The organism is Devosia sp. FJ2-5-3, assembly GCF_029201545.1.
Classification (GTDB): domain Bacteria; phylum Pseudomonadota; class Alphaproteobacteria; order Rhizobiales; family Devosiaceae; genus Devosia.
The window spans coordinates 3,410,550-3,430,370 of the sequence record NZ_CP104007.1 but is presented as its reverse complement, the minus strand read 5'-3'; the positions used below and the strand labels follow the sequence as shown (position 1 = coordinate 3,430,370).

Here is a 19,821-nt window from a genome sequence, read left to right as displayed (position 1 = left end):
GATCAAGGGTGGGGGTCTTTGGGACTTTCACCAAACCTGCAGTCTACGCGCTCGGTTGAAGGACCAAAAAATGACCGAAATCACCCGTGATTCCAACGGCAACGAGCTCAATGATGGCGATGCGGTCACCCTCATCAAGGATCTCAAAGTCAAGGGCACCTCTGTCGTTCTCAAGCGCGGCACATTGGTCAAGAACATCCGCCTCACCGGCGACACCGCCGAAATCGAGTGCAATGCCGAAAAGGTAAAGGGACTGGTCCTGCGCACCGAGTTCCTCAAGAAGGCCTGATGCACCTCCTCTCCGCCCAGGCCGGCGCCATCCAGCAGGAAGGCGAGGCCATCGACCTCGCCCAGCGCCCCGGCGCGCTGATCTTCGCCAGCGCTGCCGACAGCGAGTTGGCCATGCTCGCCGCCGCCGCCGACCGGGCAGGGGAAGACCAACTCCGCCTCGCCAACACGCTGCGCCTCGCCAATAATCTCTCCGTCGACATGTGGCTGGACAAGACAGTCGCCCATGCCCGCCTCGTCGTCCTCCGCCTCATCGGCGGCGTCGCCTATTTCCAATATGGCGTCGACGAAATCACCGCCCTCTGCGCCAACCGCAAAATCCCGCTCGTCCTCCTGCCGGGCGATGCCAATCCCGACCCCATTCTGCAGTCCCGCTCGACCATTCCCCCCGACGACTGGCTGGCCCTCCACCACCTCTTCGTCGCCGGCGGCCCCGACAATTCCGACGCAATCCTTGCGGCGCTTTCGTTTCTGTCGGAGCAGCCTCGATCTCACTCCCTCCCCCTCGAGGGGAGGGTTGGGGTGGGGGGCGGTGCTGACACAGGGCTGGCGGCGCCGCAACCCTTCCCCCGCTTCGGCCTCTGGCACCCCAAAACCGGCATGACCGACGAAGTGGGCCTGCGCTCCATCCACGTCCACCGGCCGCACTCCCTCCCCCCCGCGGGGAGGGCTGGGGTGGGGGGCGTTCTCGCGGAGCACATCGGCCCGAGTTACACCCCCATCCTTTTCTACCGCGCCGCCCTCGAAGGTGCCGGCACCGCCACGCTCGAAGCCCTGATCGCCGAGCTTGAAGCCCAGGGTCTCGCCCCCGTGCCGCTACTGGTCTCCTCACTCAAGGAAGCCGCCTGCGTCCGCTTCGTCCAGAATGCTCTGGCTGCCTTTCCGCCGTCCGTCATCCTCAACCTCACCGCCTTCGCGTTGGGCATCGCTGATCTCGACGACAAATCAAACCCCTTCGCCGGCACCGATGCCCCTGTCATCCAGCTCATCCAGTCCGGCCGCTCCGAGGCGCAATGGCAGGCCGATAATCTCGGCCTCTCGTCAAAGGACATGGCGATGTATCTCGTCATGCCCGAAGTCGATGGCCGCATCGGTGGCTTGCTCGTCGGCCATAAGGCCGACGCTGTCTGGCACGAGCGCACCCAGTGCCCGCTTACCGCCTACGCCCCTGATCATTCGGGCATCGCCCGCGCCGTCACCCTCGCGAAAAACTGGGCCATCCTCCGCGCCACCAGCCGCGAAAACCGCCGCATCGCCATCGTCCTCGCCAACTACCCCATCCGCGACGGGCGCCTCGCCAACGGCGTCGGCTACGACGCCCCCGAAAGCACCGTGCGTATGCTCGCCGAACTCGAGCGCGCCGGCTACGATCTCTCGGCTCCGTCCCCTTCTCCCCTCGAGGGAGAAGGTGCCCGAAGGGTCACCGAATTCGCATCCGAATTCGGTTGGGATGAGGGGGCCTTCCCCTCCACCTCAGCCGACCTCATAAATCTCCTCCAGTCCGGCCCCACCAACGCCAGTCCCCAGCGCGGCACTTCCGCCGCCATCCTCCCGCTCGCGCGCTATGCCGAACTCTTCGCCGCGCTCCCCGAAGAAACCCGCGAGGCCGTCACCACCCGTTGGGGCGATCCCGCGACCGATCCCTTCATTCGCGAAAATGCCTTCCATCTTCCGGCGCACCGTTTCGGCAATATCGTGCTCCTGCTCCAGCCTGCGCGCGGCTACCAGCTCGACGAGACCGAGAGCTATCACGATCCGGCGCTGGTCCCGCCCCACGCCTATATCGCCGCCTATCTTTGGCTCCGCCACGAATTCGGCGCCCATGCCCTGGTGCACAATGGCAAACATGGCACGCTCGAATGGCTGCCCGGCAAGGCCACGGCGCTCGACGCCGATTGCTATCCCGACGCGCTCTGGGGCCAGCTGCCCCATCTTTATCCCTTCATCGTCAACGATCCCGGCGAGGGCACCCAGGCCAAGCGCCGCACCGGTGCGGTCATCATCGACCACCTCGTACCCCCGCTCACCCGCGCCGAAACCTATGGTCCCTTAAAAGACCTCGAAGCGCTGCTCGATGAATATTACGCCGCCTCCGGCATGGATCGCCGCCGTCTGGCCGATCTCAAAAGCCGCATTCTCGACTTCACCCGCGACAGCCGCCTCGACACCGATATCGGACTGCCCGAGGACGAGACCGAGGCCCTGATCAAGATCGACAACTTCCTCTGCGACCTCAAGGAAGCCCAGATCCGCGATGGCCTGCACATCTTTGGCCAGTCGCCAGCGGGCGATCTCCAGCGCGATCTCGCCGTCGCCCTTGCCCGCATTCCCCGCGGCGAAAGCCCCTCCGAAAACTCCCTCATCCGCGCCCTCGCCGACGACCTCAAACTCGGCGTCGATCCACTGACGGCTGAACTCGGTGCGCCCTGGACGGGCCCCCAGCTGCCTCCACGAACACCGCTCGGCACCTCCCCCCTTGAGGAGGAGGCTGGGAGGGGGGTAAATCCCCGCACCATCGGTGACATCCTCGAGTACCTCGAAGCCCTCGCCGCCGAGCTCATTACCGGCACCCGAACCTGTCCCCCCGAGTGGACCGCCACCAACGCCGTCCTCGACACGGTGAAAACTCTCATCCTGCCGCGACTTGCCGCATCCGGCCCCTCTGAAATGGCCGCTTTCCTCGCCGGCCTCGACGGCAAATTCATCGCCCCCGGTCCCTCCGGCGCACCGTCCCGTGGCCGGCTCGATGTCCTGCCCACCGGGCGCAATTTCTATTCCGTCGATGCCCGCGCCGTCCCCACGCCGAGCGCCTGGGAACTCGGCCGGAAATCCGCCGAAAGCCTCGTGCTCCGCCACCTCCAGGATCACGGGCATTATCTCAAATCCGTTGCCCTCTCCGTCTGGGGCACGGCCAATATGCGCACCGGCGGCGACGATATCGCCCAGGCCCTCGCGCTCATCGGCGCCAAACCCACCTGGGACCCCGGTTCCCTCCGCGTCTCCGGCTATGAAATCGTGCCGCTGGCCAAGCTCGGCCGCCCGCGCGTCGATGTCACCCTGCGCATTTCCGGCTTCTTCCGCGACGCCTTCCCGGCCCAGATCGCCCTGTTCGATCGTGCCATCCGCGCCGTCGGGGCGCTTGATGAGCCCGAAGAAGATAACCCCATCGCCGCTCGCATGCGCGCCGAAGCCCTTGGCCTCATGGCGGCTGGCAAGACCGAAGCCGAGGCCTCCCTCGAAGCCGGCGCCCGCATTTTCGGTTCAAAGCCGGGCACCTATGGCGCCGGTCTCGGCCAACTCATCGACAATGGCAAATGGTCCGAGAAGGCCGATCTCGCCGACCAGTTCCTGCGCTGGGGCCAATACGCCTATGGCGCAAAGGCCGACGGCATTGCCCTCCACGACCGCTTCGCCGCCCGCCTCGGCCAGATCGACGCCGTCCTCCACAATCAGGACAATCGCGAGCACGATCTGCTCGACAGTGACAATTACTACCAGTTCGAGGGTGGCCTCTCCGCCGCCGCCGAAACCCTCTCCGGCCACAAACCGGCGGCTTATCACAACGACCATTCCCGCCCCGAAACCCCAAAGATCCGGACGCTGGAACAGGAAATCTCCCATGTCATGCGCTCGCGCGTCGTCAATCCCAAATGGATTGCCGGCATGCAGCGCCATGGCTATCGCGGCGCCTTCGAAATCATCGCCACAGTCGATTTCATGTTCGCCTACGCCGCCACCACCGGCGCGGTGAAAACCCACCATTTCGATCTGGCCTTCGAAGCCTTCGTCGAAAACGACGCCATCCGTGACTGGTTGAAATCGGTCAATCGCTATGGCTATGACGAGCTCATCGAAAAATTCCGGGACGCCCGCCAGCGCGGTCTCTGGTCGCCCCGTTCCAACTCCGTCTATGCTTTCCTCGAGGGGGAGGCATGAACAACACCATCATCTATCTCATCGGCCACTACGGGGTCGGCAAGCTGACGATCGCGAGGCAGATCTGCGCGCTTACCAATGCGCGCCTCTTCGACAATCACCTCGCCAACAACATCGTCTTCTCGCTGATCCGGGAGGATGGATCGACCCCGATCCCCGACAGCGCCTGGGATATCATCATGACCATCCGCCGCGAGGCGCTACGGGCCATGACCGAGATCGCCCGGCCCGAAGCCAGCTTCGTGCTCACCAATGCGCTGATGGAAGACGATCCGCTCGACCACGAGGCTTTTGCCGAGGTGGTTGAAGTGTCGCGAAAACGCGGCGCCACCTTCGCCCCCGTCATCCTCACTGCGTCTGACGCGGCTCACGACGAACGCATTCCCAGCCCCGAGCGTGAGGATCGTCTCAAGATGACCGATGCCGCCGGCGCGGCCCTCGTGCGCCAGCGTCGTCCCCTGTTGCGGATCGACCACCCGAACCGGTTCGATCTCGACACCACCATTCTGCCGCCCGAGCGCGCGGCCCAATTGATCATCGAACACGCGGAGCGCCTTCAGTGACCGAAAAGCCCCTCAAGAAAACCGATCTTATGTCCGAGGCCGAACGCGACGCCTATCACGCCGAAAAAATGAAGAAGAAGAAGGCGGCCCGCGACAAGATCCTCTCCACCAAGACCGAGGAAAAGGGTCTTCTTGTCGTCCACACCGGCAAGGGCAAGGGCAAGTCCACCGCCGCCTTCGGCATGGTCTTCCGGGCCCTGGGCAATGGCATGCGTGTGGGCGTGGTGCAATTCGTCAAGGGTGTCTGGAACACCGGCGAACGCACCGTGCTCGACAAATTCCCCGATCAGGTGACCATCAACGCCATGGGCGAAGGCTTTACCTGGGACGTCGCCGACCGCCAGCGCGACCTCGCCGCCGCCCGCAAGGCCTGGGACCAGGCCAAGGCGCTGATCATGGACCCGAGCTACGACATGGTCCTGCTCGACGAGCTCAACATCTGCCTGCGCTACGACTATCTCCCCATCGAGGAAGTCGTCGAAACCCTCGCCAACAAGCCTGCTGAAAAGCACGTCATCGTCACCGGCCGCAACGCCAAGGACGAACTGATCGAAATCGCCGACCTCGTCACCGAAATGACCGAGATCAAGCACCATTTCCGCGCCGGCGTAAAAGCCCAAAAGGGCATCGAGTTTTAAGGCTGGGAGGCAACCCCCACCCAACCTCCCCCTGAATAAGGGGGAGGGGCGCATCGTGGCTGACGGCCGACCGCGCCCCGAACGCGATCTGTCCCTCCCCCTTCTTTAGGGGGAGGTTAGGAGGGGGTATGCGAGAGCAGCTTCAACAATCGCCCCGCAGCGAGCCCACCAGCCGCTCCACCACCGGGTCCATGCTCGGCCGGTCAATCTGCCCATATTTCATCTCGAACGCCGCATAGGCGCTGCCATCGCAGAGCAGAACCATCCGCCGATAAAGGATGTTTCCGCCCTTCGTGCCGCTCCAACTGGCCCATTTCGGCGTCGTCGCCCGATAGGTGATATTCCAGCCCTCGTCGATATCGTGCCCGATACTGGCCTCGGCCTGCACCTCAAACCCGTTATTGACGACGCCCGTCAGCCCACCCCACACGGTGAGGCTGGTGACCCGCCCGGGCAGCACGAAAACCTGCCCGTCGCCATTGTCGCTCTCGCCTTGGCCGACAAAGCCGGGCGGTACGGCAATCGAATAGCCAAACCGCCCATTGTCATAGCGCCCCCATTCCTGCGCCGAAGCGGGCACGGAAAGAGCGAACAGGGCGAGAAAAATGAAAATGAGACGCATAGCGGCGATTCTGCCTGCGTCGCGCCGCGTGGGCAAGAGGGGGGCGCGCTAGCCCGTCGGCTCTACCGCCCCCTCGCCCCTCAGGGTGAAGACCATCGGGTGTGTCGAATTAAACCACCACAATGCCGGAGTGCTTGGCCTTGTTTTCCGGCTCCACATGGATGGTGATCTGCACATCTTTCACCGCTTCGCGCAGCTTCGCCTCGATGCAGTCGCAGATCGTGTGCGCCTCATCCACGCTCATCGTTCCCGGCACCACCAGGTGAAAATCGATAAAGGTCAGCTTGCCGGCCTGCCGCGTGCGAATATCGTGCGCCTCGATGGCACCATCGGCATTGGTGGCAATAACCTCGCGGATCAGCTTCCGCGTTTCGGGATCCACCGCCACATCCATCAGCCCGCCGACACTATCCTTGATCACGCCCCAGCCCGACCACAGGATGTTGAGCGCAACCAGCGCCGCCAGCAGGGGATCGAGCAGCGCAAAGCCTGTCAGGTAAACCAGCCCCAGTCCGATCACGACGCCAATCGTGGACACCACATCGGTCATCAGATGCTTGCCATCGGCCTCGAGCGCGGGTGAACGGGCCTTTTGTCCCTGGCGGATCAGCACACGCGCCCAGGCCAGATTGATCAACGTCGCCACGAGGCTGAGGGCAATACCCTCCATCGGCGCTTCGGGCAGGCTCGGCGCGAGAAACCCCAGATAGGCTTCGCGACCGACAAGTATGGCCGCAATGATGATCATCACCCCCACCACGACGGCCGAAAAATACTCGGCCTTGTGATAGCCATAGGGCAGGGCGGCATCCGCCGGCTTTTGTGCGAACCGCACCGCGACCAGCGCCACGAGGGCCGTCACCACATTGACGATGGATTCCAGCGCATCGGAATAAAGCGCGATCGAGCCGGTCAGCCGCCAGGCAAAAAACTTGATTCCCAAGACGATGAGGCCGACAGCCAGGCTGGCCGCGGCCACGGCCAGGGTCTTGTTCGTGATGGCCATTGCTGGCTCCGCTCGCTGTTGATCTCTGGCCATAGACCCTCGTCCGGGTTCCATCAACCCCTTGAATTTGCGAACGATTTTCAGAAGCATTCCCATCGGGGCGATCTGCCGCGCAAGCCATTGATTGACCACATGCTTTCCCCGTCCTAGAAAGAAAACTGTGCAGCGTTCCCGCGACGGAATGAAACAGACTCCGGTGCGGTCGACCCAAGAGCGGGACCAATCCCGGAAGCTGCTCCGGTTTTGAGCGAACCTGCCTCGTAGCAGCGAGGCGATGATGAGAATTTGGACTTCCGGGCTCGCGCCCACTCTAGAGCACCAGGATAGGCCCGTTATTGTTGTCGGGCTCGGTGCGCGCCGCGATACGGGAGCCGATGAAATCCTGGCGCTTATCGAGACGGCACTCGCGCGTCAGGGGCTTGCCGCCCGCTCCATAGCCTTCTGCGTCACGCATCCCGACAAGCTCGATCATCCCGGCCTCTTTGCCGCCGCTGTCAGGCTGGGCGTTGAGCTGCGCGCCGCCGACCCCGTCGAGTTTTCACGCCCCGTCCCCAATCCCTCGACCAGGGTCACGCGCCTCTTCGGCGTTCCCGCCATTGCCGAGGCCGCCGCCCAGTCATTCGGCCCGCTACTTCTCGAGAAAATCGCCTCCGCCGGCGCCACCTGCGCCCTTTCGCGTCTCGCCTACAGCCCCAGCGCCGCCACCACCGCGTCCACGCTCGCCACTTCCAGCGCAGGCCCGTAATGCGGTCTCCCGATCATGATCACCGTCACGCCCAGTCTGTGGGCGGCTTCGAGCTTGCCAGCCGTCTGCCGCCCGCCCGAATTCTTGCTGACCAGATGCGTCACCCCATGGCGCTGCATCAGTTGGATTTCGCTGTCGACGTCATAGGGCGGCCGGGAGAGCAGGATTTCCGCATGGCCGGGCACCTTGAATTCCGGCGGCTCGATCAGCCGCACGATAAAGTGGCAATCGTCGCGCTCAAGAAAGATCTCCAGCCCGCTATGGCCCGTCGTCAGCAGCACATCGGCGCCGGTGGGAATGCTGCGCGCGGCCTCCGCCATGGTGTCGACTATGGTCCAGCGCTGGCCGGGCAGGGGCTCCCAGGCCGGCCGCATCACCCGCACCAGCTTCACGCCACCGGCCCCCGCCGCCGCAACCGCATTGACCGAGATTTGCCCGGCATAAGGATGCGTAGCGTCCACAAGGGCCTCGATCCCCGCCGCGTTGAGATAGGCCGCAAGGCCTGGAATGCCGCCGAACCGGCCCATGCGAATGCCGCCCTGCGGCAGTTTGGGGTCGCGCGTCCTGCCGGCCAGGGATGTAGTAATGTCGTGCCCCTCCGCCACGAGGCGGTTGGCAAGTTCCCGGGCTTCGGTCGTTCCGCCCAGAATGAGGATTTTCATGGCTTCCGCATTCCCTGATTTGCGCCAATGTGCCTGCAGATCGGCTTTCTCTCAAGGCGTGCGCGCATGAGCCTGCCACTCTCCCATTTTTCGCGTCTCGACGGCGCCGATTTTCCTGTGTTTGAACCCGGCAGTGTGTGGCTCGTCGGTGCGGGCCCCGGCGGGCCGGGCCTCCTCACGCTTCTGGCCTATCATGCGCTGGGGCAAGCCGATGTCATCGTCCACGATGCCCTGGTGTCTCCGCAAACCCTCGCGCTCGCGCCAGCCCATATCGAGCGCATCCATGCCGGCAAGCGCGGTGGAAAACCTTCGCCGCTGCAGTCCGACATTTCCCTCCAGCTCATCGCCCTTGCCAGGGCCGGCAAGCGCGTCCTGCGCCTCAAAGGCGGCGATCCCTTCATGTTTGGCCGCGGCGGCGAAGAAGCCGGCGCGCTGGCCCGTGAGAACATTGCTTTCCGCATCGTGCCCGGCATTTCTTCGGGGCTTGGGGGCCTGGCCTATGCGGGCCTCCCCATCACCCATCGCGATACCAACCACGCCGTCATCTTCCTCACCGGCCACGACGAAAGCGGCGCCGTCCCCGGCGGCGTCGATTGGCCTGCCGTGGCCCAGGCCGCGCCGGTCATCGTCATGTTCATGGCGGTAAAACATCTCCCCGCCATCACCGAGCGCCTGCTCGCTGCCGGCCGCCGCGCCGACGAGCGCCTCACCATCGTCTCCCACGCCGCCAATCCCGACCAGTCGGTCCTCGAAACCACCCTCGGCGAAGCCGGCACCCTCACCGACATCCCCACCCCCGCCATCGTCGTCCTCGGCGCCGTAGCCAACTACCGACAAAGCCTCGACTGGTACGTCGAAGAAGTGCGCAGACATGTGTTTGGCTAGGCTTGCGCAATCACCCCCTCCCAACCTCCCCCTGTCAGGGGGAGGGGCCCTCCGGTGGCGCTCAAATGTCTCCACAAACTCGGACCAGTCCCCTCGCCCCTCAGGGGACTTTCGAGCGTCCCGAAGGGCGAACTGCTCCAGTGGAGCAGTTCGAGTAAGAAAGGCCGTGAGAGCTATGCTCGAACGGCTAGCTAGGGTGAGGGGTGAATGCTATCAATGGCGCTCAGACCTCTCCACAACCACGATGTGTCCCTCCCCCTACCAGGGGGAGGCTAGGTGGGGGTTTCCAAGCACGCCATGAACCCTAACCCCACCGGCCTCCTCATCACCGCCCCACGTTCGGGCTCGGGCAAAACCCTCATCACTCTCGGCCTCCTCGCCGCCCTTCGGCAGCAGGGCAAAATCGTCGCGCCCGCCAAAACCGGCCCGGACTATATCGATCCCATCTATCTCTCCCGCGCCGCCGGCCGCGAAGCCATAAACCTCGACCCCTGGGCCATGGACGCCACCCAGCTGCGCGCCCTTGCCGCTCAGCAGGCCACTGGCGCCGATCTCCTCCTCGTCGAGGGTGTCATGGGCCTTTTCGATGGCGCCGCCGATGGCAAGGGCTCCACCGGCGATCTCGCCGAAACCCTAAAACTCCCCGTCATTCTCGTCGCCGATGCCGATCGCCAGAGCCAGTCCATCGCCCCGCTTGTTGCCGGCTTTGCCCATTGGCGCCCCGGCGTGCGCGTCGCGGGGATCATCATCAATCGCGTTGCCTCTGCGCGCCACGAGCGCATGCTGACCACGGCGCTCAATGCCCTCGATATCCCGGTCCTCGGCGCCATTCCCCGCCGCACCGATCTCACCGTCCCCGAGCGCCATCTCGGCCTCGTTCTTCCCGGCGAAATCGACGGCTTTGATGGCTTTCTAACCGCCGCCGCGACCGCCATGGCCGACTATATTGATCTCGCCACACTGGCCCATCTCGCCGCGCCTCTCCCCCCGGCGAACGCCGCGCCGCGTGCCCTGGCTCCCCTCGGCCAACGCATCGCCATCGCCCGCGATGCTGCTTTCGCCTTCCTTTATCCCCATCTCCTCGATGGCTGGCGCGCCGCCGGGGCCGAGCTCTCCTTCTTCTCCCCGCTTGCCGATGAAGCGCCCTCAACGGATTCCGACGCCATATTCCTCCCCGGCGGCTATCCCGAACTCCACGGCCCAGCTCTCGCCGCCGCGCAAAATTTTAGATCCGGCCTCATCGCCGCCCGCGACCGCAATGCGCTCATTTACGGCGAGTGCGGTGGCTTTATGGTCTTGGGCGAGGCCCTGGTCGACAAATCCGGCACCAGCCACGCCATGACCGGCCTTCTGCCCACCACCACCCGCATCGACCGCCCCAAGCGCGTCCTCGGCTATCGCCGTCTCCTCCACGACAGCCCCTTGCCTTGGCCCGCTGGACTCAATGGCCACGAATTCCACTATTCCTCCGCCAAGGGAGCGAGCCTGCCCCCCCTGTTCGAAGCCCTCGACGCCGAAGCCATCCGCCAGCCCCCCATGGGTGCCCAACTCAACCGCGTCATGGGCTCTTACGCTCACGTCATCTCTGCGCCATAAGACCGCCTATGACACGCGCACTCATGTTCATGGGAACCGGCTCCGACGTCGGCAAATCGCTGATCGTGGCGGGGCTTTGCCGCGCCCTGGCCAATCGCGGTCTGCGCGTTGCCCCGTTCAAGCCGCAGAACATGAGCAACAATGCCGCCGTCACCGCCGATGGTGGCGAGATCGGTCGCGCCCAGGCGCTGCAGGCCCGCGCGTCCCGTCGCGACCCCATCACCGCCATGAACCCGGTGCTCCTAAAACCCGAAGGCGAAACCGGCTCGCAGGTTGTGGTGCGCGGAAAACGTCGCGCCAGCCTCTCCGCCCGCCAATATTGGGCCGACCGCGGCCAGCTTCTGCCAGAAGTCCTCGCCGCTTTCACCGAGCTTGCCGCCGACAGCGATTACATCCTCGTCGAAGGCGCCGGCAGCGCCTCCGAGGTCAATCTCCGCGCCAATGACATTGCCAATTTCGGCTTTGCCCGCGCCGCCAATATTCCCGTCGTGCTGATCGGCGATATCCATCGCGGTGGCGTCATCGCCTCTCTTGTCGGCACGCTCGCCGTCATCGACCCGGAAGATGCCGCGCTCGTCCGCGCCAGCCTCGTCAACCGCTTCTTCGGCGATCCGGCCCTCTTCGACAGCGGCAAAGCCTTCCTCGCCGACAAGATGGGCGTGCCCAGCCTCGGCCCCGTCCCGAATTTTGCTGATGCGGCAAAACTCCCCGCCGAAGACGCGCTCGCGCTCGATGATATCGCGCGCACAGGGCAGGGCGGTTCCTTCCACATCGCCGTGCCCCGCCTGCCGCGCATTGCCAATTTCGACGATCTCGATCCGCTTCGCGCCGAGCCCGGCGTCACCGTCACGCTCGTTCAACCGGGCGATCCGATCCCGCGCAAAGCCGATCTCATCCTCCTGCCGGGCTCCAAATCCACCCGCGCCGATCTCGATGCCCTCCGTCAAAATGGCTGGGACATCGACATCCTCGCCCACCACCGCGCCGGGGGCTCTGTCCTCGGCATTTGCGGCGGCTATCAGATGCTCGGCCACACCATTGCCGATCCAGATGGCCTAGAAGGGCCCCCCGGCACCAGCCCGGGCCTCGGTCTTCTCGCCGTCGACACCATCCTCACGCCCACCAAAATGCTGCGCACCGAAAATGCCGTCCACGCGGCCACCGGCGCCAGCATTTCCGGCTACCACATGCATATGGGCGTAACCTCCGGCCCCGACTGCGGTCGCCCCTTCGCCAATGTCGACACCGCCCCCGAAGGCGCCGTCTCCGCCGATGGCCGCGTGATGGGCACCTATCTCCACGGCCTTTTTGCCGCCGATCCCTTCCGCCGCGCCTTTCTCGGCAATGCCGCCAGCCCCGATCTTTCCTACGAGGCCGGCATCGAACAAGCGCTCGATGCCTTGGCCGCACACCTCGAAACCCACCTCGACATAGACGGCCTGCTCAGGCTCGCCGGCCCCGTGGAGCTCCCCTGATGGACCCCTTCATCGCCTCGCTCGCGCTCTTCATCGAGCGCCGCATCGGCTATCCCGCCTCGCTCCTTGCCCGCATCGGCCACCCGGTCATGTGGTTTGGCGCGCTCATTACCTTCTTTGAAACCCGCCTCAACACGCCCGAGCGCACGCCGCAACAGCGCAAGCTGGCCGGCATTGTCGCGCTGGCCTTGCTACTCCTTGCCGTGCTGATCGTGACGGTGGGCATCCGCACCATGCTCTCCTGGTTGCCCTTCGGCTGGGTGCTCGAAATGCTCATCGCCACGGCCTTCCTTGCCCAGAAGGAACTCGGCCGCGCCGTCGCCGCCGTTTCCGATGCCCTGCGCGTCTCTCTCTCAGAAGGCCGCGAAGCCGTCAGTCAGATCGTCGGCCGCGATCCCCAGGCGCTCGACGAAGCCGGCGTCGCGCGCGCCGCGGTGGAAACCCTGGCCGAGAGCACCTCGGACGGCGTCATCGCGCCCTGGTTCTTCCTTGTGCTTTTCGGCCTCCCCGGCATTGCCGCTTACAAGGCCATCAACACCGCCGACAGCATGATCGGCCACCTCAACGACCGCTACCGCGATTATGGCTGGGCCGCCGCCAAGCTCGATGATGTCGTCAACTGGATCCCGGCGCGCCTCTCGGCCGTGCTCGTCACTGCCGGCTGCTTCTTCGTCCCCGGCGCCAGCCCCAGTGCCGCCTGGGCCACGGCCCGGCTCGACGCGAAAAAGCACGAATCCCCCAATGCCGGCTGGCCCGAAGCCGCCTTTGCCGGCGCGCTCGGTTTCCAGCTCGGCGGCCCGCGCTCCTATGATGGTGAACTGGTCGATCTCCCCGCTTTCGGCACAGGCAAATCCGCGCTCGGCGCCCGCGACATCCTCCGCGCCGTCTCGCTCTACGGCGCCACCCTCAGCGTCCTCTTCTGGCTCAGCGCCTGCATCGCCATCATGGTCTGGGCCGCCTGACGGCGAGAGCCCCGATCTCCTCCTCCCCCTCACCAGGGGGAGGCCGGGTGGGGGCCTTTTATTGCGCTGACGGCTCTTCACTGGCCTCTCGGCTCTTGCGCCCCCTCGCCCCTCAGGGGAGAGGGCTGGGGTGAGGGGTGCAGACCTATCGGGTCCATTGCAAATCTGAACCCCTCATCCGTCGCTGCGCGACACCTTCTCCCCTCAGGGGGGAAGGGAAGTATACCCCTAAATAACCCTAAATCCCCGGCGCCTCACCCTTCATCGTCATCGGCAGCCCGGCGGCGACGAAATAAACGTCGTCGCAGATTTCGGCCAGCCGCTGGTGCGCCGAGCCGGCCAGATCGCGGAATGTCCGCGCCATGGCATTGTCGGGCACGATCCCCAATCCGACCTCATTGGACACCAGCACCACCTTTGCGCTGCGAAATTCCACCAGCGTTGCGCACAATTCGCTCACGGCGCTGGCCACATCCTCATTGGCGATCAGCAGATTGGTCAGCCATAGGGTCAGGCAGTCGACCAATATCGCGTCATGGCTCTGCCCGGCCTTGACGATGGCGCGCGGCAGGGCGATCGGCTCCTCGATCGTGGCGAAACGTCCCGCCCGGCTGGCCTGGTGGCTGGAGACGCGGTCCCGCATTTCCTTGTCCAGCGCCTGCGCCGTGGCGAGATAGACCGGCTTTGCGCCCGAGCGCAGCACCAGTCGCTCTGCAAAAGCGGTCTTGCCCGACCGTGCACCACCCAGAACCAATGTGTGTCGCATATTTCCCTCCTTCCGCACGGCAAGGGCCATCGGCGCCGATCTGTCCCAGTCCAGCTAGCTCTAACCCGCCCGTGCCGCAACATGTTCCTGCGCGCGCGGCCCGGCCCGCCTCTCGCCTTAAAATCCCGCGCCGAACTGGTCGAAATTGTGGTTCCTGCTACTTTCGTCTTAGCAGCTTTCGCATTATGGTCCGCGCCGAAACGACAGCTTAGGGTAGAAGGCGTCGGGCAGGGTTTGGCCCATCGCCTCCGCTTTCGGCATTCCCCCAGCGCATGGAGAACGACGCGTGACCCGATATTATCTTGGCGTTGACGGTGGTGGCACCAATTGCCGCATTCGTCTGGCCGACGAAAATCTGGTGACGCTGGCCGAGGTCAAGAACGGTCGCTCCAATCTGCAGATCGATGGCGGCGAACCCGCCTACAAGGCGATTCTCGATGGCACGCGCGACGTTTTTGCGGCTGCCGGCCTCGATTATGCCGAGACCGCCAATACCCATGCCTGCTTCGGCATGGCCGGTGGACGCATGGACACCGCCCGCGCCGATTTCGCCGCCCGCCCCTGGCCCTTTGCCGGCGTTAGAGTATATGACGATATCGACATTGCCCATGCCGGCGCCCTGGGTGGCGCAGAGGGCGGCGTCGTCATCATCGGCACCGGCTCGGCTGCCATGTCCATTGTCGGCGGCGAGCGCTATCAGGCCGGCGGCTGGGGCTTTCACATTGGCGACCAGATGTCGGGCGCCATTCTGGGCCGCGCACTCGTTCGCTATGCCGTCGAGGCCAATGATGGCCTGGTCGAAGGCTCGCCCCTCACCAAAGCCGTCAGCGCAGCGCTGGGCGGCGACAACCAGGCCATCATGACCTGGTCCTTCGCCACCGAAATGGATCTCAAACTCCTCAGCCGCGATGGCTCGGAGGGGTGCGACGATGCCCTTATCGGCCGGGCCCCCGGCGAGTTCGGCAAGCTCATGCCGCTCTGGTTCGACTATCTCGAACAGAACGACCCGGTGGCGCTGAAACTGCTCGATATCCAGCTTGGCTACATCGACACCTATGTGCGCTGGTTCAAATCCCATGGCGCCGAGATCATGGCCATTGTCGGCGGGCTGGGCCAGCGCCTTTTCCCGCGCCTGCAGGAGCGCCACGGCGATTTCGTCGCCCTGCCAAAATTCGAACCGCTGCATGGTGCAATCATCCTCGCCAAGCAGAATTTTTCCGCCTGATCCCGCCTGAAAAGGACTGTTCCATTGTCCAGCCGCATTATTCCCGTCCAGCCTTTTGACTATGTGGTGTTCGGCGCCACGGGCGATCTGACAAAGCGCAAACTCATTCCGGCCCTTTATCATCGCTTCAAGGATGGCCAGTTCGACGAGCAGAGCCGCATCATCGGCGCCTCGCGCTCCAAGCTCTCCGAAGCCGATTTCCAGAAGGCCGCCCGCGAGGCCATCGAGGCCTTCGTGGAGAAGGAATACCAGGACGCCGCGGTCATCGAGCGCTTCGTCGGGATCTGCACCTATGTGCCGGTCGACGCCAGCAAGCCCGAGGAATCGGGCGATCTCAGCAAGGCCCTTCGCGACGATCCCAAGATCATCCGCGCCTTCTATCTCGCCGTGGCGCCGGACCTGTTCGAGCCCATCGCCGAATATCTTCACTCCAACAAGCTCTATCGGCGCGATGCCCGCGTGGTCATCGAAAAGCCGCTCGGCCATGATCTTGCTTCGTCCCAGGAGATCAATGACGGCGTCGCCAAGATCTTCAAGGAAGATCAGGTGTACCGCATCGACCATTATCTCGGTAAGGAAACGGTCCAGAACCTCTTGGCCCTGCGCTTTGCCAATACGCTGTTCGAGCCGGTGTGGAATTCTGCCCATATCGACCACGTCCAACTCACCGTGGCGGAATCGGTCGGTGCCGGCACGCGCGGCTATTACGACGAGAGCGGCGCGCTCCGCGACATGATCCAGAACCACATGCTGCAGCTGCTCTGCCTTGTGGCCATGGAGCCGCCCGCCAGCGACGACGCCAATGCCCTGCGCGACGAAAAGCTCAAGGTGCTGCGCGCCCTGCGTCCGATCACCAATGGCGAAGTCGCCAAGATGACCGTGCGCGGCCAGTATCGCGGCGTGAAGTCCGAAACGGCCGAAGTCGCCTCCTATCAGGACGAGCTGCCCGAGGCCAACAAGGGCAGCCGCACCGAGACCTTCGTGGCGCTCAAGGCCAATATCGACAATTGGCGCTGGGCCGGCGTGCCCTTCTATCTGCGCACCGGCAAGCGCATGGCCGAGCGCGTCTCGGAAATCTGCATCCAGTTCAAGCCCATCCCGCACTCGATCTTCGATCACGCCGAGGGCGCATCCAAGCCGAACAAGCTCATTATCCGCCTCCAGCCCGATGAGGGCGTCAAGCTGATGATGATGATCAAGGACCCGGGTCCCGGCGGCATGCGCCTGCGCGAAGTGCCGCTCAATCTGTCGTTCGCCGAGACCTTCTCCGAGCGCACGCCCGAGGCCTATGAGCGCCTGCTTATGGACGTCATTCGTGGCTCCCAGACCCTTTTCATGCGCCGCGACGAGCTCGAGGCCGCCTGGTCCTGGGTCGATCCGATCCGCGAAGCCTGGGATCGCGCCAGCGAACCGCCCCAGAACTACAGTGCCGGCACCTGGGGCCCCAGCGGCGCCATCGCCCTCATCGAACGCGACGGCCGGACGTGGTATGAGGGTACCAATTCGTGATGGAAAGAGGACACGGCCCAATTGCGGTGGCACCCCCACCCAGCCTCCCCCTGAGAGGGGGAGGGGCGGGCATGTGGCTCACAGACATCTCGACCCACTCGATCTGTTCCTCCCCCTCCCAGGGGGAGGTTAGGTGGGGGTACTGACCCATCCACCGCACGCGCTCTGAAAGTTAAGACCATGACCATCGACCGCCGCACCTTTGCCGACAAGGTCACCCTCGCCAAGGAACTGGCCGAGGCCGTTGCCGACCGCATCCGCACCGCCATTGCCGAGCGGGGCGTCGCCGCCATCGCCGTCAGCGGTGGCTCAACCCCGGCGAAATTCTTCTCGTCCCTGGGCAAGACTAAGGACATCGAGTGGGACAAGGTCATCGTCACCCTCGTCGACGAGCGCTGGGTCGATGAAACCAGCAAGCGGTCCAATGCGCTGCTCGTCAACGAGAAGATGCTGCAGGGTCCCGCGGCCGTGGCCCGGTTCTTCCCCCTCTATTCGGGCGGCGAAGCCCCGACCGATGAGGCCATTGCCAAGACCAATGCGCTCATGGCCGAGCTGCCAAAGCCCTTTGCCGCCGTTATTCTCGGCATGGGCAATGACGGGCATACGGCAAGCTTTTTCCCCGGTGGCGACACCCTGGACGCAGCGTTGACGGAGGAGGGGCCGACCCTCTCCATCCGCGCGCCCGACGCCGGCGAGCCGCGAGTCACCTTCACCCTGCCGCGCCTGCTTCAAACCGAGGGCCTCTATCTCCATATCGAGGGAGAGGAGAAGGCTGCGGTTCTCGAAGCGGCGCTGGGCGACGGGCCGGTTGCAGATTTGCCGATCCGTGCCGTGCTGCGCTCCGGAGCGCCACTCTCAGTTTACTGGTGCCCATGATGCCCCTGGGGCGGTCCCCAATCGACCGCCCTGGCCGCTGACGGAAGCCAGTCGTCAATGCAAGGAATGCCCGTGCCAGCGGCCCCCCTTTGGCGCGACCTTGCGAATTATGGAGACCAATCATGACCGTCCGCCAGGCCATCAAGGACGTGACCGACCGCATTGCCGCGCGCAGCCGCGACACCCGCCGCGACTATCTCGACCGCCTCGAGGCCGCCCGCGAGGCCGGTGTTTATCGCTCGACGCTCTCCTGCGGCAATCTCGCCCACGGCTTTGCCGCCTGCACCCCCTCCGAAAAGGCGGCGCTGGCCGGCGACAAGACGCTCAATCTGGGCATCGTCACCTCCTATAACGACATGCTGAGCGCTCATCAGCCCTATCAATTCTACCCCGAAATCATCAAGGAAGCGGCCCGCGAGATCGGGGCGACGGCCCAGGTTGCCGGTGGCGTGCCCGCCATGTGCGATGGCGTCACCCAGGGCCAGCCGGGCATGGATTTGTCGCTGTTCTCGCGTGACGTCATCGCCATGTCGACGGCCATCGCGCTCAGCCACAACATGTTCGACGCCGCGGTCTATCTCGGCATTTGCGACAAGATCGTCCCCGGCCTCGTTATCGGCGCGTTGGCCTTCGGCCATCTGCCTGCCGTGTTCGTGCCCGCCGGCCCCATGCCCTCGGGCCTGCCCAACGACGAAAAGTCAAAGATCCGCCAGCTCTATATGGAGGGCAAGGTCGGCCGCGCCGAACTGCTCGAGGCCGAGAGCAAGTCCTATCATTCGGCCGGCACCTGCACCTTCTACGGCACCGCCAATTCCAACCAGATGCTCATGGAAATCATGGGCCTGCACCTTCCCGGCGCCAGCTTCGTCAATCCCGGCACCCCGCTGCGCGATGCGCTGACCCGCGAGGCCACGCGCCGTGCGCTCTCGCTGACCGCCCAGGGCAATGATTATACGCCCATCGGCCACATCCTCGACGAAAAGGCCATCGTCAACGGTCTCGTGGGCCTCCACGCCACCGGTGGCTCGACCAACCACACCATGCACCTCATCGCCATGGCGGCTGCCGCCGGTCTCCAGGTCACCTGGGACGATATGAGCGACCTTTCGGACGCAACGCCTCTGCTCGCCCGCGTCTATCCCAATGGCGTGGCCGACGTGAACCATTTCCACGCCGCCGGCGGCATGGGCTTCCTCATCCGCGAATTGCTGGACGAAGGCTATCTGCACGAAGACGTGAAAACCGTCTGGGGTGCGGGCCTTTCCAATTACGCGGTCGAGGCCAAGCTGATCGAAGAAAAACTCGCCTTCGAGCCATCCCCGGCCGAAAGCGCACTGCCAAAGGTTCTCGCCAGCGCCAAGACCCCGTTTCAGCCCACGGGTGGCCTGAAACTGCTCAAGGGCAATCTCGGTCGCTCCGTCATCAAGGTCTCGGCAGTCAAGCCCGAGCACCGCGTCGTCGAGGCGCCCGCCCGCGTCTTCCATAGCCAGGATGGCCTCCAGGCCGCCTTCAAGTCCGGCGAGATCAATGGCGACGTCATCGCCGTCGTGCGCTTCTCCGGCCCACAGGCCATGGGCATGCCCGAGCTGCACAAGCTGACGCCGTCGCTCGCCAATCTGCAGGATCGCGGCTTCAAGGTCGCCCTTCTCACTGATGGCCGCATGTCCGGCGCCTCGGGCAAGGTCCCGGCGGCCATTCACATGACCCCGGAAGCCAAGGATGGCGGCCCGATCAGCAAGATCCGCGATGGCGACATGATCCGGCTCGACGCCAATGAGGGGATACTGATGTTCCTCGGCGACGAGAAGGAATTCTTCTCCCGCACCCCCGCCACCGAAGATCTCCGCCCCTCCCAGTTCGGCATGGGCCGCGAACTCTTCGCCGGCTTCCGCAACCTCGTCGGCCCCGCCGACCGCGGTGCCAGCGTTTTCAGCTGAGCCGCCCCGCCCCCCACCTGACCTCCCCCTGGAAGGGGGAGGAAATCTTGTGTGAGGCCCCGCCCGGCGAGAGCCCCAGTCTTCTCCTCCCCCTATCAGGGGCGAGAGCCCCAATCTTCTCCTCCCCCTA

Annotated in this window: 17 protein-coding genes; 13 read left to right on the top strand and 4 right to left on the bottom strand. The window is 64.7% G+C overall.

Features of this window, described 5'->3' with window-relative positions:
• Positions 1-70: 70 nt before the first annotated feature.
• Genes N0P34_RS16510 through cobO form a run of 4 tightly spaced genes read left to right on the top strand, consistent with a single transcriptional unit; the run spans position 71 to position 5,425 of the window.
• Positions 71-289, top strand: a complete 219-nt coding sequence (locus N0P34_RS16510) for an alkylphosphonate utilization protein (RefSeq protein WP_275604316.1) — start codon at positions 71-73, stop codon at positions 287-289.
• The gene (gene cobN, locus N0P34_RS16505) at positions 289-4,224 is read left to right on the top strand and encodes a cobaltochelatase subunit CobN (RefSeq protein WP_275604315.1); all 3,936 of its coding nucleotides are present in this window, start codon (positions 289-291) and stop codon (positions 4,222-4,224) included. Before N0P34_RS16510 ends, cobN begins: the two co-directional genes overlap by 1 nt.
• The gene (locus N0P34_RS16500) at positions 4,221-4,787 is read left to right on the top strand and encodes a hypothetical protein (RefSeq protein WP_275604314.1); all 567 of its coding nucleotides are present in this window, start codon (positions 4,221-4,223) and stop codon (positions 4,785-4,787) included. The genes cobN and N0P34_RS16500 overlap by 4 nt, the downstream gene beginning before the upstream one ends.
• A gap of 29 nt (positions 4,788-4,816) precedes the next feature.
• On the top strand, positions 4,817-5,425 hold the full coding sequence (gene cobO / locus N0P34_RS16495; protein ID WP_275607007.1) for a cob(I)yrinic acid a,c-diamide adenosyltransferase: 609 nt from the start codon (positions 4,817-4,819) through the stop codon (positions 5,423-5,425).
• Positions 5,426-5,567: 142 nt separating this feature from the next.
• On the opposite strand, the gene N0P34_RS16490 is transcribed toward cobO, so the two are convergent.
• Both N0P34_RS16490 and N0P34_RS16485 read right to left on the bottom strand, forming a co-directional pair.
• Positions 5,568-6,047, bottom strand: a complete 480-nt coding sequence (locus N0P34_RS16490) for a hypothetical protein (RefSeq protein ID WP_275604313.1) — start codon at positions 6,045-6,047, stop codon at positions 5,568-5,570.
• Positions 6,048-6,156: 109 nt separating this feature from the next.
• On the bottom strand, positions 6,157-7,053 hold the full coding sequence (locus tag N0P34_RS16485; RefSeq protein ID WP_275604312.1) for a cation diffusion facilitator family transporter: 897 nt from the start codon (positions 7,051-7,053) through the stop codon (positions 6,157-6,159).
• A 274-nt stretch (positions 7,054-7,327) separates the two neighbouring features.
• On the opposite strand from N0P34_RS16485, the gene N0P34_RS16480 reads away from it, so the two are divergent.
• Positions 7,328-7,798, top strand: coding sequence for a cobalamin biosynthesis protein (locus N0P34_RS16480; RefSeq protein ID WP_275604311.1), 471 nt, complete (start codon positions 7,328-7,330; stop codon positions 7,796-7,798).
• Here the strand turns inward: N0P34_RS16480 and N0P34_RS16475 are convergent.
• Complete coding sequence (locus N0P34_RS16475) at positions 7,738-8,460, bottom strand: cobalt-precorrin-6A reductase (protein ID WP_275604310.1); 723 nt, start codon at positions 8,458-8,460, stop codon at positions 7,738-7,740. The genes N0P34_RS16480 and N0P34_RS16475 overlap by 61 nt on opposite strands.
• A 66-nt stretch (positions 8,461-8,526) precedes the next feature.
• Between N0P34_RS16475 and cobA the strand changes: the two genes are divergently transcribed.
• From cobA to cbiB, 4 genes are all read left to right on the top strand, one after another.
• Positions 8,527-9,345: a uroporphyrinogen-III C-methyltransferase gene (gene cobA / locus N0P34_RS16470; protein ID WP_275604309.1), complete on the top strand. Its 819-nt coding sequence runs from the start codon at positions 8,527-8,529 to the stop codon at positions 9,343-9,345.
• 276 nt (positions 9,346-9,621) lie between these two features.
• Positions 9,622-10,941: a cobyrinate a,c-diamide synthase gene (locus N0P34_RS16465; RefSeq protein WP_275604308.1), complete on the top strand. Its 1,320-nt coding sequence runs from the start codon at positions 9,622-9,624 to the stop codon at positions 10,939-10,941.
• A gap of 8 nt (positions 10,942-10,949) precedes the next feature.
• Positions 10,950-12,416, top strand: coding sequence for a cobyric acid synthase (locus N0P34_RS16460; protein ID WP_275604307.1), 1,467 nt, complete (start codon positions 10,950-10,952; stop codon positions 12,414-12,416).
• Positions 12,416-13,378 (top strand): adenosylcobinamide-phosphate synthase CbiB, encoded by a 963-nt coding sequence (gene cbiB, locus N0P34_RS16455; protein ID WP_275604306.1) that lies wholly within the window; start codon positions 12,416-12,418, stop codon positions 13,376-13,378. The genes N0P34_RS16460 and cbiB overlap by 1 nt, the downstream gene beginning before the upstream one ends.
• Positions 13,379-13,616: 238 nt before the next feature.
• Here cbiB and cobU read toward each other — a convergent pair whose 3' ends face one another.
• Positions 13,617-14,144, bottom strand: coding sequence for a bifunctional adenosylcobinamide kinase/adenosylcobinamide-phosphate guanylyltransferase (cobU, locus tag N0P34_RS16450; RefSeq protein ID WP_275604305.1), 528 nt, complete (start codon positions 14,142-14,144; stop codon positions 13,617-13,619).
• A 286-nt stretch (positions 14,145-14,430) separates the two neighbouring features.
• Here cobU and N0P34_RS16445 point away from each other — a divergent pair, with 286 nt between their 5' ends.
• The 4 genes from N0P34_RS16445 to edd all read left to right on the top strand — a co-directional run bounded on the left by N0P34_RS16445 (position 14,431) and on the right by edd (position 19,691).
• Positions 14,431-15,369, top strand: a complete 939-nt coding sequence (locus N0P34_RS16445; protein WP_275604304.1) for a BadF/BadG/BcrA/BcrD ATPase family protein — start codon at positions 14,431-14,433, stop codon at positions 15,367-15,369.
• Positions 15,370-15,393: 24 nt separating this feature from the next.
• Positions 15,394-16,878: a glucose-6-phosphate dehydrogenase gene (zwf, locus tag N0P34_RS16440; RefSeq protein WP_275604303.1), complete on the top strand. Its 1,485-nt coding sequence runs from the start codon at positions 15,394-15,396 to the stop codon at positions 16,876-16,878.
• A gap of 180 nt (positions 16,879-17,058) precedes the next feature.
• A complete protein-coding gene (gene pgl, locus N0P34_RS16435; protein ID WP_275604302.1) occupies positions 17,059-17,754 on the top strand; it encodes a 6-phosphogluconolactonase in 696 nt (231 codons plus the stop codon).
• A 122-nt stretch (positions 17,755-17,876) separates the two neighbouring features.
• Positions 17,877-19,691 (top strand): phosphogluconate dehydratase, encoded by a 1,815-nt coding sequence (gene edd / locus N0P34_RS16430; protein WP_275604301.1) that lies wholly within the window; start codon positions 17,877-17,879, stop codon positions 19,689-19,691.
• The last annotated feature ends 130 nt before the right edge of the window (positions 19,692-19,821 follow it).

What these genes read in the sequence shown, in the direction of transcription:
- cobN (WP_275604315.1), top strand. Translation starts at nt 289, where the DNA reads ATGCACCTCCTCTCCGCCCAGGCCGGCGCCATCCAGCAGGAAGGCGAG.
- N0P34_RS16485 (WP_275604312.1), bottom strand. Translation starts at nt 7,053, where the DNA reads ATGGCCATCACGAACAAGACCCTGGCCGTGGCCGCGGCCAGCCTGGCT.
- N0P34_RS16460 (WP_275604307.1), top strand. Translation starts at nt 10,950, where the DNA reads ATGACACGCGCACTCATGTTCATGGGAACCGGCTCCGACGTCGGCAAA.
- edd (WP_275604301.1), top strand. Translation starts at nt 17,877, where the DNA reads ATGACCGTCCGCCAGGCCATCAAGGACGTGACCGACCGCATTGCCGCG.
- N0P34_RS16480 (WP_275604311.1), top strand. Translation starts at nt 7,328, where the DNA reads ATGATGAGAATTTGGACTTCCGGGCTCGCGCCCACTCTAGAGCACCAG.
- N0P34_RS16510 (WP_275604316.1), top strand. Translation starts at nt 71, where the DNA reads ATGACCGAAATCACCCGTGATTCCAACGGCAACGAGCTCAATGATGGC.
- N0P34_RS16490 (WP_275604313.1), bottom strand. Translation starts at nt 6,047, where the DNA reads ATGCGTCTCATTTTCATTTTTCTCGCCCTGTTCGCTCTTTCCGTGCCC.
- cbiB (WP_275604306.1), top strand. Translation starts at nt 12,416, where the DNA reads ATGGACCCCTTCATCGCCTCGCTCGCGCTCTTCATCGAGCGCCGCATC.
- N0P34_RS16475 (WP_275604310.1), bottom strand. Translation starts at nt 8,460, where the DNA reads ATGAAAATCCTCATTCTGGGCGGAACGACCGAAGCCCGGGAACTTGCC.
- cobO (WP_275607007.1), top strand. Translation starts at nt 4,817, where the DNA reads ATGTCCGAGGCCGAACGCGACGCCTATCACGCCGAAAAAATGAAGAAG.
- N0P34_RS16500 (WP_275604314.1), top strand. Translation starts at nt 4,221, where the DNA reads ATGAACAACACCATCATCTATCTCATCGGCCACTACGGGGTCGGCAAG.
- cobA (WP_275604309.1), top strand. Translation starts at nt 8,527, where the DNA reads ATGAGCCTGCCACTCTCCCATTTTTCGCGTCTCGACGGCGCCGATTTT.
- pgl (WP_275604302.1), top strand. Translation starts at nt 17,059, where the DNA reads ATGACCATCGACCGCCGCACCTTTGCCGACAAGGTCACCCTCGCCAAG.
- cobU (WP_275604305.1), bottom strand. Translation starts at nt 14,144, where the DNA reads ATGCGACACACATTGGTTCTGGGTGGTGCACGGTCGGGCAAGACCGCT.